Origin of the sequence: Acidithiobacillus thiooxidans ATCC 19377, from assembly GCF_009662475.1 — a bacterium.
Lineage (GTDB): Bacteria > Pseudomonadota > Gammaproteobacteria > Acidithiobacillales > Acidithiobacillaceae > Acidithiobacillus > Acidithiobacillus thiooxidans.
Genome location: NZ_CP045571.1, coordinates 918,708 through 932,235, shown reverse-complemented (window position 1 = coordinate 932,235; position 13,528 = coordinate 918,708). Strand labels below are relative to the sequence as shown.

The window sequence follows — 13,528 nt, the reverse complement described above, 5'->3', positions numbered from 1 at the left end:
AATATGTCACTGGATACCACTCTGATTGGGGTTCCCGATGCCGCCCTGGACCCGCCTCATGGGGTGGAGGTCTGTCCGGATTGTGGACTGATTCAGAGGTTGCCGCTTCTACAAGGTCGGGGCAAACTCGCCTGCCCGCGCTGTGGCCATATTATGGAACGCACCTCCGGTCGCAGTATTAACGCGGCCATGGCCATGACCTTATCGGCCCTGTTCCTGCTGATCCCAGCCAATTTTCTACCATTGCTGTCCGTTGATATATTTGGCGTGCATCATCAAAGTGTACTTGCGTCAGGCATCTGGGGAGTGGCTGCCCAAGGCTGGCCCGTGGTGGCGGTGATTCTGGCCCTGGAATTGCTCATCCTCCCCTTTTTACGCTTCAGCACTCTGGCCGTGGTATTGCTCCAACTGGATACCGGGCACTACCCAAGCTGGCTGGGCAGGATGTTTCGCTGGTCTGAATGGCTGGACCAATGGGCCATGCTGGATGTTTTTCTGATTGGTTTTGGCATCGGCTATGAACGGGTCGCGCCCTTTTTACCCATCGAAGTAGGTACCGGAGGCTGGTGCGTGGTGGGGCTGGCCTTTCTTAGCATGCTCACGCGGGCGACTCTGGAAAGACGGGAAATATGGCGGCGCATTGGTCCTAATGTGGAATCTCTGGATCTGGACCAGGAATATATAGGTTGTGGCCATTGCGGGATGCCCGTTGCCGCCCATCAGGAAGGGCAAGCCTGCCCACGCTGCGCAGCAAAAGTCTGGCGCTATAAACCACAATCGACAATGCGTACCATGGCCTTTGCCCTGGCAGGATTTTTTTGTTATCCCTTCGCCTATCTTTATCCTATGGAATATAACTATCAAATAGGAAAAATGGAGGGCTATACGATTATGACCGGCGTCATGAAACTGATTGATGCGCACTTCCTGCTTTTTGCCGCCATCATTTTTATGGCCAGCATTGTCATTCCTTTTTTGAAACTTTTTTCTTTGAGCTGGTTTTTTATTTCCGTACGGACCCACTCGGTCAAACAGCTCAGATTGAAAACCGCCATCTATCGTCTGATAAAAACCATTGGCCGCTGGTCCCATGTGGATGTATTTACCGTTACTGTCTTTCTGCCCTTGATGCACTTATCCGGATTACTGGCGGTTTATGTGGGCGATGCACTTCCCGCTTTTCTCGCGGTAGTCGTCCTGACCATGATTGCGACAGAAATCTTTGATCCCCGCGCACTCTGGGCCGCTTATCTAATGGAACCTCATGAATAATCCTTTGCCAACTGCAAAAATTCGACGCTCCCGCTGGCCCGGTCTGATCTGGGCCGTGCCTGTCGCGGCCCTTGCCATTGTCGCCTGGCTGGCTTTACGCAGCTATATGGAACAGGGTCCGACAGTGACCGTGCAATTTCCGACTATGGGTGGCATCAAAGCTAACCATACCGTAGTGAAATATAGGGGCGTTACGGTTGGACATGTTACCGCTGTCAAGCTGTCAAAATCCCTTGGAGAAATTTCAGTTTCCATGCGTTTTGATAATTACATGGCGCATCATCTGGGCAAAGGTACACGCTACTGGGTTGCCGGTGAAAAAGTCAGTTTTTCCGACCTCAGCTCCCTCAAATCCATTATTGCCGGACCCTATATAGGTATTGACCCGCATAGTGGCCCCACACTCCATCATGTCATCGGACTGGATGAAGAACCTGTACTGAAAAGCGAATCCAAAGGTATCACCCTCATTTTGCACGCCCCGGAAAAAGGCAATATTTCTCGTGGAGCACCCATTTTGTTCCGGGGCGAACAGGTCGGTGAAATTCGCGGCGAAACCTTGCAAAAAAATGGGGAAGGGTTCGATATTTATGCCTTTATTCCCGAAACAAACCAGCATCTGGTCAATGCGCGCAGCCGTTTCTGGAGTTCAGGTAACATCGCTGTCAGTCTGTTTGGCGAGCACCCCGGCGTGCATATACCTGCCATTCCGGCATTAATCAGCGGGGCCATCAGTTTTTCCACCCCCAAAACCGGCAGCAGCGTGGACAATAATGCGCAATTTCCCCTTTATGCCAGTGCTGCTGCGGCTAAAAATGCGCCGGTCGAAAATGCCGTGGCCTATCAAATGCGCATGCCCGGAGGTCCACAGGGCTTGAAAACCGGTGCCGCCGTCATGCTGGAAGGGGCCCGTGTGGGCAGCGTCACGGCTGTGCATATGTTTTTTGATACCAAGCGCCAGGCACTCCTGACGGATATCGATATTAAAATCAACCCCGAGGCGATTCCGCTCCAGGGTGGGCAAGCCTGGGACATGGCCCATCCTTCCGCACAAATGAACGGGATTCTCCGCCACCTGATTGCCCAGGGCTTACGGGCGCAACTGGGGAGCACTGTTCCGATGCTGGGTTCCAGGGTCATTGACCTCAGTCTGGTTCCAGGTGCAAAAGCTGCCCGTTTGCTGCCGGGTCAACCGCCCATCATTCCCATGGTCCATGAAGCAGGCATTCAAAACAGTGTTCGTCAGCTGAATGGCATACTGACCAAAATCCATGCACTTCCTCTGCAGAAAATTGCCGCCAATCTGGATCAACTCAGCCAGAATCTGGCGACCGTAAGCAGCTCTCCGCAAACCCGCGAGACCTTGCAACATGTGCAGCAGACCATGGCCCATCTGGATGCGTTAACGCGCACGGCTAACCAGCAATTACCGGCCATCCTGAAATCACTGAAAGGTGCCAGCCAGGAGGCGCATGCCGCCTTGCAGTCAGGCAATGCCCTGCTCCATAGCCAGGGAAGCGCCGCCAATGCGCCAGAATCCACGACGCTACCACGCGCCTTGTATGAATTATCACGTACTGCCCAGTCATTGCGGGAATTGACCGATTATTTGAACAGTCACCCCAATGCCCTGATTTTTGGAAAAAGACCATGACATTGCACAGAAAACTCCTCTTGTTGGGAATGGTGGCGGCGCTCGCTGGCTGCGCTTCCGTACCCACCCAGTATCTGACCCTATCCTCCCCATCTCCTGTTGCGGCCAGACAATCCTTGCAGGGCCATGGACTGCCCATAGTCGTTGCGCATGTGCAGATGCCCGCAGATATTGATCGTCTTTACCTGACCACGCTCCAGGGTAAACATCGTCTGGACGTTGCCGGTCATGTCCGCTGGGCGGCGCCGCTGGGCGGTATGGCGCAAAAAGTGCTAGCCCAGGATCTGGCAAGCGCATTGCCGGATAAAACCGTGCTCATGCCCGGGGATCCCATACCGAATGGCCCTTATCTTCTGGTCAAAATCAACGTCCAGAGTTTCATCCCCAGTGATGATGGCAAGGTCTTTTTGCAGGCCGACTGGTTTATCAGCCGTATGCCCGATGGGCACCTCCAAACCCAGGGACGCAGTCATTTTTATCGGGGCAATATCCCTTCCAGCCCAACCGCGCAAGCTGCTGCCATGAGCCAGTTACTGGAAAGGCTCTCTGGGGAATTGGCGCATCATTTGGGATGAACATCCACAAAAACGGGCATACTTCCACCCGGCATGCGTATTTAAATCCCCTGAAGCTCATTGAAGCACTGCTTCAACAGGAAAAAAACTGGCTGAATGCCATACCCAGACTGCGAGCCATCATTTTACTGGCCCTGACTCAGGGCCTCGCCAGTCTCAATCTGGCCGCTCTGGGTACAGTGGCGCCGGCATTGGAAAGCAGCATGCATATTGGCAACATTGGTTATGGCCTGCTGTCTACCGCCTCCATACTCACCGGCGCTACTGCAGCTCTGCCCGTGGGTATCCTCGGTGACCGCCAACGCCGTGTTCCATTACTCATAAAACTGATCGCCTTATGGGCAATAGCCATGCTCCTGAGTGGGATCAGTCCCGGCTATTACTGGTTCCTGCTGACGCAAATGCTGGCTGGAGCAGCCGGAGTTTCCGTTGGTCCAGTCATTGCTTCTCTTTCGGGCGATTTATTTCCACCCTCATGGCGTGGACGAGCCTTCGGATTGATTGTCGGTGGAGAATTATTGGGAGCAGGTATCGGCATGATTCTGGCTGGCACCGTCAACACACTCAGCAACTGGCGCACGGTTTTTTTTGTACTGGCCATTATGGCGATTCTGCTTGCCTATTTATTATGGAAAGGCATGCGCGAACCCCAACGCAACAACATGGAGAAACTCGCTTTAGAACTGACCCAAAAAAATCCCACCAGGCAGACCCACGCCCAAGTAACAACCAACAGGCGCTATTTGCTCGAAGATATTCGCAAAAAATCCATTCAACCGGTCAGCAAAAGGATATTGCAGGAAGACCCCACCCAATGGCACTGGTTTCGGGCCGCAAAAACCATTCTCAGTATTCCCAGCAATGTGGTACTGATTTCCGCATCCTCCGCCGGGTATTTTTATTTTACCGGACTGCTGGCTTTCGGCATTCTTTATCTGACTCAACGCTTCCATATTAATACGATGGCGGCCAGCAGCCTTTTTGTTGGTGCGGGTTTAGGCGGCATTGGCGGGGTTATCGCCAGCGGCTGGATAGCCGACTGGTTATTACGCAAAGGACTGATTACGGCAAGAGTATGGGTTACTGGAATAGCCTTCCTGCTCACCATTCCGTTTTTTCTGCTGGCCCTGAATACCAACAATCAGGTTCTCGAATTTATCTGGCTGTTTTGGGGGTCTACCGCATTGGGAGCCACCAACCCCACGCTGGATGCCGCGCGCCTGGATATTATGCACTCACGGCTCTGGGGGCGTGCAGAAGGGATTCGAATATCCTTGCGGTATATTCTTGAAGCCGCCGCACCCTTTGCCTTTGGTTGGGTATCCACCCACTTTTCTGAAAGCCATTGCCAACTCCAACATTGTGGAAATGGTTATGGCCTGCGCATTACTTTTGGACTTTTTACGATTTTGCTATTGGTAGCCACCATTCTCATGCTTTCTGCCATCTTCACCTATCCACGCGATGTGGCAACCGCGCTGTTTTCCCAACAGGCACGGAAAACACCAGAGAATTCCTGAAAACCACCTGACACTACCGATTCTCCAGCAATAGTCCCAAAAACGGCAGTTGCCGTGGGTGCTTTTCCGCAACTTTTGTTTCGAGCCTTAGAACAACAGGCGAGGAACAATGGAGCAAAAAGCACCCACAGCAACTGCCATTTTCAGGATAATCAGGAGGACTCTTTGCGTGAACGCCGGGGACGACGGGATTTACCACCCGTGGCCTGCCCTTCTGGCACTACTCGTTCAAAGTCAATTTTGCGATCATCCAGGTTGACATTCATCACCCGGATTTCAATGGCGTCGCCCAACTGGAATGTTTCCTTACTGCGATCACCAATAATACGGTAATGCTGCGCATCAAAATGGAAATAATCTTCACCCAGGGTGCTGATATGAATCAGACCTTCCACATAGACCTCGCGCAGGGCAACAAACAGGCCAAAACCAGTTACGCCGGTAATGATACCGGTAAATGTTTCGCCAATTTTATCCATCATGAATTCACATTTGAGCCAGTTCACGGCCTCACGACTGGCTTCATCTGCACGGCGCTCGGTCATGGAACAATGCTGCCCCAACTCCTGCAGTTCCTTTTTGGCCAACCAGCGTGGTTCCTGAGTACCCGCATCCAGCAATGCCTGGATGCCGCGATGAACCACCAGATCGGGATAGCGGCGAATGGGTGAGGTGAAGTGGGTATAGGCCGGAAAAGCCAAACCAAAATGCATTCCGGTATCCACTGTGTAAAATGCTTGCGACAGGCTCCGTAAAATTACGGTCTGAATCAGACTGGAATCACTACGGTCCCGGGTTTCTTCAATGATCTTCGCCAGATCGGCGCTACGCGGACGCTCCGGCAAGCGCAAGGGTACCCCAAGCTCTCCCAGAAAACGGCGCAAATCCTCCAGCTTGTCTGCGGAAGGCTCTGGATGCACCCGGTACAACATGGGCAGATCATGAATCCGGAAATACTGGGCAGCACACACATTGGCCGCGAGCATACATTCTTCGATAATACGATGCGCTACATTACGGGTAACGGCGACAATTTTTTCAATGCGTAACTGGTCATTGTAGATGATGCGCGTTTCCTGGGAATCGAACTCAATGGTCCCTCTTCGCTCCCTGGCCCCGGCAAAACTTTGATACAGGCGGTGTAACGCCTCCAGATGCGGCACCATAGCTGCATCCTGGGTACGCAACGCCTCATTCCCATCAAGAATGGCGGCCACTTCGTCGTAGGTAAAGCGGCGCTGGGAGCGCATGACCCCCCGGGCAAAACGAAAACGCTGAACCTCACCGGCCACATTCATTTCCATTTCGCAAAGCATACACAGCCGATCCACATGCGGATTCAGGGAGCACAAGCCGTTCGAAAGGATTTCCGGCAGCATCGGAATGACCCGACGCGGGAAATACACGGAATTACCCCGGGCAACCGCCTCTTTATCCAGAGCGGAGCCCGACTGAACATAACTGGCCACATCGGCAATGGCGACAATAAGGCGAAAACCGTCGGCAATTTCTTCCGCAAAAACCGCATCATCAAAGTCTTTGGCATCGGCACCATCAATGGTAACCAGAGGAAGATCACGCAAATCGCGGCGACCTATTTTCATATCCTCGGGTACCACTTCGGAAAAACGCGCAGCCTCGTCCAGAACCGCCTGCGACCATTGATAAGGAAGGCCGTAATTACGCACCGCAATTTCCACTTCCATACCGGGTGCCATGTGTTCGCCAAGAATTTCCACAACCGATCCCTGGGGCATATTGCGACCATCCGGATACTGGGTAATATTTAGCGTCACAATCTGCCCATGCACCGGCGCCAGTTCACCTCCCTCCACCACCCCGAATTCATGGGAAATACGCCGATCTTCAGGCACCACGTAATGGCTGCCACCATCGGCAAAATAACGGCCCACAATCTGTTTCAGAGCCCGCTCCAGGATGCGGACAACTGTACCTTCAATCCGTCCTCGCCGATCTTCGCCCACCGCCCGGCCAAGAATAGTATCGCCATGAAAAACTTTGCGCATTTCCCGGGGTGATAAAAAAAGATCTTTGCCCCCGGCTTCAGGAATCAAAAAGCCAAAACCATCGGGATGGGCGCTGACACTCCCCCGAATCAATTCCATGGCTTCGACAATGCCGTAGGCTCCGCGTCGGTTGCGGACCAACTGACCATCTCTTTCCATGGCACGCAGGCGGCGACGCAAGGCTTCCTGGTCTTCTTCCTCGATTTCGAGCTCGGCAAAAAAATCTTCCAGCGTCAGAGGCTGTCCCGCTTCTTCCAGATACTGAAGAATGTATTCCCGACTGACGATAGGGCGTTCATATTTTTCTTTTTCCCGCTCGAACATGGGATCACGTTCACTCAGTGCTGCGGGCTCCTGGTTTTCAGGCATTGACAACTACTCCTTAATCAAAGATCATTCCGTCCACGCCGAGGTGGCGGAATTGGTAGACGCGCTAGGTTCAGGTCCTAGTGAGCGAAAGCTTGTGCTGGTTCGAATCCAGTCCCCGGTACCAAAAGCAAAGGGCAGACTTCAGGGTCTGCCCTTTTTTATATTTCCTATTCACAACACCCCGGACAGGAGAATGGTATCCTCACGGTCAGGACCCGTTGAAATGATCGCCAGAGGCCGTCCGGCACGCTCAGCAATAGCCTCCAGATACTGACGTGCGGTCTGGGGCAGATCTTCCCAGCGTCGGACTCCAGCAGTAGATTCCTGCCAGCCGGGAAAAGTCTCGTAAACCGGTTCACAGGCCGCCAGTGCTTCAGCACCGGAAGGAAGTTCATCCTGAACCACGCCCTTAACCCGATAACCCACGGCGACCCGGATTTCCGCCAGACCGTCCAGCACATCCAGCTTGGTCATGCACAAGCCGGTCACTCCGTTGACGCGACAGGCAGCGCGCAAGGCCACCGCATCAAACCAGCCACAACGCCGGGCCCGCCCTGTGGTCGCGCCCACTTCCGCCCCTCGTTCCGCCAGAAACACCCCGGTTTCGTCGAACAGCTCGGTGGGAAAAGGACCCGCGCCTACGCGGGTGGTATAGGCCTTGGTAATACCCAGAACATAACCCAGTTCAGCCGGCCCGACGCCACTTCCGGCGGATGCCGCGCCCGCAATCGTATTGGAAGAAGTCACATAGGGATAAGTACCATGATCCACATCCAGCATGGTCCCCTGCGCACCTTCAAACAAAATTCTTGCGCCTTCTGACTGCAACTGTGCAAGACGCACGGATACATCAACTACCATGGGAGCCAGCCGCTCTGCCAGACTCAGATATTGATCGAGAATGGCATCAAAATTCTCTGCTTTCTGCTTGAAATAATGCTGAAGCACAAAATTATGGTAATCCAGCGCTTCACCCAGCTTTGCGGCAAAACGCTCGCGGTGAAAAAGATCACCCACCCGCAAGGCGCGACGCGCGACCTTATCTTCATACGCAGGACCAATCCCACGACCGGTCGTACCAATTTTTGCATCTCCTTTGGCATGCTCACGAGCCAGATCCAGGCTTTTGTGATAAGGCATAATCAACGGACAGGCATCCGAAACAAAAAGGCGCGCATGGGCATCGGGCATCACGGGCAGCAATTCATCTAGCTCGGCAAAAAGCGCCAGCGGATCCAGAACCACGCCATTACCAATAAAGCAGGACACACCCGGTCGCAAAATGCCTGAAGGAATAAGATGCAGCACGGTTTTGCGGTTGCCGATCACCAGCGTATGTCCGGCGTTATGCCCGCCCTGAAAACGCACAACCGCCTGGCAACGTTCTGTAAGCCAGTCCACAATTTTGCCTTTTCCTTCATCACCCCACTGCGTACCGATGATGACCACATTTGACTTATCAGACACGGAGCACTCCGCCAATAAAATGGAAAATAGTTTTAACGTGCATTCAGGGAGCGCAGCACCCAACCCGCAGAAGAATGCTCCAGGAGGGCATCAAAACCCCGGTTTTTCAACTGCACTTCATCCGGCAATTCACCCGCCAGAAAGTCTTGCGCCACCACATGCCCCTGCTGACGTTGCTCGGCAATAGCCTTCCATAAAGCCTGATCACTGCCGGCGGGCGCCCAGATACGTTGGTTCCTGCGCGATTCTGGAAGATCCCGCAGCAGAGGTTTCAGGTCCAGACTGAAACCGGTTGCCGGGCGACGCCGTCCAAATGCCGCACCGATATCATCATAGCGTCCACCACGAGCCAACGCTTCTCCACGTTGCGGCCCGAATAAAGAGAACAGCAGACCAGTATGGTAGAGATGACCGCGAATTTCCGAAAGATCACATTGAATGTCTAGATCCGGGTAGCGCAGGCGCAGTGCTTCCCAAACAAAATGGAGATCATCCAGGGCCTTGCAAATGGCCGGGTGATGACCCAACTGCTGTCGCGCACGACTCAATACATCATGATCCCCTTGCAAACGGGCCAGGGCATCAAAATCAGCACAAAGGCTTTGTCCTGCGCCATGAATTTGCAGCCAGTGTCGGACATCCGGCCAGGCCTTGCGTTCTACATGCCGCAACAAATCATTGCGCTGGGTAGTGGCAAGGCCGGCCGCATCTGCCAGGGCCCGGGGAATGCTGACATGACCAATATCCAGCAAGAGGTTGGGGACCTGGCAATGGCGTAAACTTTCCACCATCAGGGACAACACTTCGAGATCCCCTTCCGGTCCAGCGACGCCAAACAACTCAGCACCCACCTGAAAAGGTGCCCGACTACCACCCAGCAAGTCAGGACGCGCCCGCAATACGGTTCCGGCATAGGCCAGACGGCGGATTTCTCCGGAGGCTGAAGTCTGGGCGTCAATGCGCGCCATCTGCGGAGTCATATCCGAGCGCAGGCCTACCAGACGACCACTATCCTGATCCAACAGTTTCCAGGTTTGCAAGTCCAGGTCAGCGCCACTACCGGTAAGCAAACTTTCCAGATGCTCCACCAAAGGAGGCGTTACCTGACGATAGCCCCACAGCGCATAGCGATCCAGAAGACTGCGTCGACAATTTTCAAGAGCATCTGTCCGTGCGGGCAGAACATCCTCGAAGCCGCTAGGCAAAAGCCAGGTCGGATGGTTTTCGCTGCGCATTATTTTCCCGCCTCATTCAAGGAATGCCGAAAATATTTGAAAAATGGAGAATCCGGATTGAGTACCAGCACGGTTTTATCACTCAAAGCGTGACGATACGCTTCAAGACTGCGATAAAAGGCAAAAAATTTCGGATCCTTTCCATAAGCATCCCCGTAAATGGAGGCCGCTTCGGCATCACCCTGCCCCTTGATCTGCTCCTGTTGACGATAAGCATCAGCCAGAATGCTGGTTTTTTCTTTCTCGGCGCTGGCACGAATTTGCTCCGCATCAGCTTTACCTTGGGAATGGTAGGTATTGGCCTGCTGAGTTTGCTCCGCCTCCATGCGCTTGTAAGTTGCCTGCAGCAGTTCCGGGGGCAAGCCTACCTGCAAAATCCGCAAGTCCACAAGGCGAATGCCAAAAGTTGACAAGTGCTGGTCTGCCGCCTGCATGACCGGGCTGGAAATTTCCTGCTGCCGGGCAGCAATGAGTGCCTCCATGGACATCGTCGCAATCTGACTGCGCAAAGCCGCGCGCAGAACATCGCCAATTTGGGTCTGGGCATTCGCCTGATCATGCAACCGCGCATAATAAACTCCAGGATTCACCACCTGCCATTCAGCGAAATAACTCAGCAGTAAGGGCTTTTTGTCCTGGGTCAGAAAGGACTCCGGTTGCGGACTGTAATTTTGCAAGCGTTTATCCACATATTCCACATTTTGCAAAACCGGCCATTTCAAATAAAGACCGGGGGCCTTCTGCACACTGATTTGCTTGCCAAATTGCATGAGCAAGGCATTTTGTGACTGATTGACCGTATAAAAACTGGCAGAGGCCAGCAGCAGCACCGCGAGAAAAACAATCAGTACAGCCCATATCCAGTTTTTCATGAGCGCGCTCCTGAAACCGGCAGCACCGGTTGGCTGGCAGCACTGTCGGTATTAGCGACCGGAGCCGTACTGCGATCTGCAGCGGTGGCCGACGCTACCGAGCGTGTGCTCGCACTGGGCTGAGCGGCAGTTTTTTCGGGCATATGCAAATAAATCACTGCTTTTCCATGACTATCCATGATGACTTTTTGCGTGCTGCCAAGAATATCCTGCATGGTATGCAAATACATACGCTCACTCACCACCTGGGGGTTCTTCTGATAAGCCTGCAGCAAGTCCGTAAAGCGGGCAGCATCGCCCTTGGCACGACCTACCACCTGCAACTTGTAGGCTTCGGCCGCTGTCACCATAGTGGCGGCTTCACCCTTGGCCTTGGGAATAATGCTGCTGGCATAGGCTTCCGCCTCACGCCGGGATCGGGCCATATCCTCGCGGGCAGTCATCACGTCGGTGTAGGAAGCCTGCACCGGTTTGGGAAGATGAATGCTGAGAATCTGCACTGCGTTGATTGTCACGCCAGCATGTAATCCCGTCAGCAAATTCTGGCTACTTTGCTGGATCTGCTGGGCCATGGCGCTTTGATCCACATGCATCAAGGCTTTCAACTGGCTTTTCCCCACGGCATTGCGCATGGCAGACAAAGCCGCATAGCGAATCAACTGCTCTGGATTGGTGCTGGAAAACAGGTAATGACTGGCATTGCTGATACGGTAATCCACGGCAAAGTGAACATCCACCACGTCACCATTGGCCGTCAGCATCATTCCTGGATTCAGGGTATCCACGGCGCCACTGTAACCCAAAACAATCCGCTGATTCTCGGCGGTTCTGAGTAAGGAAACGCTTTCAAAAGGCACAGGCAAGTGATAATGAAGGCCCGGCTGGGTAGTGCCGACTTCCTTGCCAAAACGCAGCACCACGCCTTCGGCATTGGGTCCGACAATATAAATACCCGATGCAATCCAGAATAAAATCAGTATGCCGATAATAATGATGGGCAAACGGTGCAGCCAGCGCGGATCCCACTTGGGACCTCCAGAACCCCGACCTTTGCCGGAACCCAGCAAAGCACCCAGTTTTTTCAACTCCTGGGTAATTTTCTGAATGTCAAAAGCAGGCTTTTGTGGGTTGGGACGCCGTCCCCAGGGGTTGTTATTATTATTGTTGTTGTTTCCGTTTCCGCCCGGATCACTCCACGGCATACCAATCTCCTTCCTTGATTATTTCGGGTATTGTAGAGGTCGGGTCCTGCGCCTGACAACCATTGTCACGCATTTGCGCGCGCAGACGTCGCCATGCCAGATCATCAATATCAAAAACCATCCGGGTTTTACCTTCCTCGTCAAAATCTTCGTCAATGACACTGGCCAGACGATGCAAACAGGCACGCAAAGCGCCTTCCTCAGGACTCAGCAGCAGCTCGACGCGCAAAATAGAGCGACCAACCCGTTCGAGAATAGCTTGCAGCAACGCATCAAGACCTGCACCGCTCCGGGCACTGACATTCACCGCAATCAATGTTCCCGAAGCATCATACAGCCCTCCACTCGCTTCACCCGTCATGTCGACCTTGTTGAAAACCACCAGCACCGGCAGAGAATCCGCTGCAATTTCTTTAAGGACAGATTCGACTGCAGCCATTTGCGTATCACGATCCACTGCGCTGCCATCGACGACATGCAAGAGCAATTGCGCCTGATTCACCTCTTCCAGCGTTGCCCGAAATGCAGCAATCAGATCCGTCGGCAAGTCACGCATGAAGCCCACCGTATCCGCAAGCAACACCGCATCCTGCCCAGCAACCTGCAAACGGCCAATAGCCGGGTCCAGCGTCGCGAACAAACGATTTGCCGCATAATTACTGCGCTCGGTCAGGGCATTGAACAAAGTGGATTTACCCGCATTGGTATAGCCCACCAAAGCCACAGTTGGCAACGGAGCGCGCTGCCGGGCCCGGCGCTGGGTCGCCCGATGGGCAGCTACCTTGACCAGCTTGTGCCGCAGGGACTGAATACGATCTCCAATCAGGCGGCGGTCTGTCTCCAGCTGTGTTTCACCCGGACCACGCAAGCCAATGCCTCCGCGTTGCCTCTCCAGATGGGTCCAGCCGCGAATCAGGCGCGTCCGCAAGCGGGTCAATTGAGCAAGCTCGACCTGTAATTTACCCTCATGTGTACGGGCACGCCGCGCAAAAATATCCAGAATCAACCCGACCCGATCAATCACCCGGCACTGCAAGGCCCGTTCCAGGTTGCGCTCCTGCACCGGACTTAACGATCGGTCAAATAAAACCAGATCCGCTGCCACTTCCCGCACTTTTTCGGCCAGTTCCTGCACTTTGCCACTGCCAATAAAAGTTGCCGGATCAGGGCGATTGCGGGTCACAGGGATTAATTCGAGAACATCCGCGTCGCTGTCGGTAGCCAGATGAAAAAATTCGGCCCCGTCGTCAAGATCAACTTCGCCATGTAATATCACATGGACCAGAAGGACCCGCTCACGGGGCGCGTCTACTGCAACTGCACTATGGGTCAGGA

At 53.7% G+C, this 13,528-nt stretch carries 10 protein-coding genes and 1 tRNA gene; 5 read left to right on the top strand and 6 right to left on the bottom strand.

Annotated features, from left to right (window positions below; genetic code table 11):
- Positions 1–3 precede the first annotated feature (3 nt).
- Genes GCD22_RS04840 through GCD22_RS04825 form a run of 4 tightly spaced genes read left to right on the top strand, consistent with a single transcriptional unit; the run spans position 4 to position 5,021 of the window.
- Positions 4–1,272, top strand: a complete 1,269-nt coding sequence (locus GCD22_RS04840; RefSeq protein ID WP_010636768.1) for a paraquat-inducible protein A — start codon at positions 4–6, stop codon at positions 1,270–1,272.
- A complete protein-coding gene (locus tag GCD22_RS04835; RefSeq protein ID WP_031572349.1) occupies positions 1,265–2,926 on the top strand; it encodes a PqiB family protein in 1,662 nt (553 codons plus the stop codon). The genes GCD22_RS04840 and GCD22_RS04835 overlap by 8 nt, the downstream gene beginning before the upstream one ends.
- Positions 2,923–3,501 (top strand): PqiC family protein, encoded by a 579-nt coding sequence (locus GCD22_RS04830; protein WP_031572350.1) that lies wholly within the window; start codon positions 2,923–2,925, stop codon positions 3,499–3,501. The genes GCD22_RS04835 and GCD22_RS04830 overlap by 4 nt, the downstream gene beginning before the upstream one ends.
- A complete protein-coding gene (locus GCD22_RS04825) occupies positions 3,498–5,021 on the top strand; it encodes an MFS transporter (RefSeq protein ID WP_153940472.1) in 1,524 nt (507 codons plus the stop codon). The genes GCD22_RS04830 and GCD22_RS04825 overlap by 4 nt, the downstream gene beginning before the upstream one ends.
- A 152-nt stretch (positions 5,022–5,173) precedes the next feature.
- Here GCD22_RS04825 and rnr read toward each other — a convergent pair whose 3' ends face one another.
- Complete coding sequence (gene rnr, locus GCD22_RS04820) at positions 5,174–7,417, bottom strand: ribonuclease R (RefSeq protein WP_031572352.1); 2,244 nt, start codon at positions 7,415–7,417, stop codon at positions 5,174–5,176.
- A 37-nt stretch (positions 7,418–7,454) separates the two neighbouring features.
- On the opposite strand from rnr, the gene GCD22_RS04815 reads away from it, so the two are divergent.
- A tRNA-Leu gene (locus GCD22_RS04815) sits at positions 7,455–7,541 on the top strand.
- A gap of 47 nt (positions 7,542–7,588) precedes the next feature.
- On the opposite strand, the gene GCD22_RS04810 is transcribed toward GCD22_RS04815, so the two are convergent.
- Genes GCD22_RS04810 through hflX form a run of 5 tightly spaced genes read right to left on the bottom strand, consistent with a single transcriptional unit; the run spans position 7,589 to position 13,526 of the window.
- Positions 7,589–8,884 carry an adenylosuccinate synthase gene (locus tag GCD22_RS04810; protein ID WP_031572353.1) on the bottom strand — a complete coding sequence of 432 codons (1,296 nt, stop codon included), beginning with the start codon at positions 8,882–8,884 and terminating at the stop codon, positions 7,589–7,591.
- Positions 8,885–8,916: 32 nt separating this feature from the next.
- Entirely contained in the window at positions 8,917–10,119 is a 1,203-nt protein-coding gene (locus GCD22_RS04805) for an ATP phosphoribosyltransferase regulatory subunit (RefSeq protein WP_031572354.1), read from the bottom strand.
- A complete protein-coding gene (gene hflC, locus GCD22_RS04800) occupies positions 10,119–10,991 on the bottom strand; it encodes a protease modulator HflC (protein WP_010636780.1) in 873 nt (290 codons plus the stop codon). Before hflC ends, GCD22_RS04805 begins: the two co-directional genes overlap by 1 nt.
- Positions 10,988–12,193, bottom strand: coding sequence for an FtsH protease activity modulator HflK (hflK, locus tag GCD22_RS04795; RefSeq protein WP_031572355.1), 1,206 nt, complete (start codon positions 12,191–12,193; stop codon positions 10,988–10,990). Before hflK ends, hflC begins: the two co-directional genes overlap by 4 nt.
- Positions 12,180–13,526 carry a ribosome rescue GTPase HflX gene (hflX, locus tag GCD22_RS04790; protein ID WP_051690609.1) on the bottom strand — a complete coding sequence of 449 codons (1,347 nt, stop codon included), beginning with the start codon at positions 13,524–13,526 and terminating at the stop codon, positions 12,180–12,182. The genes hflK and hflX overlap by 14 nt, the downstream gene beginning before the upstream one ends.
- Positions 13,527–13,528 lie beyond the last annotated feature (2 nt).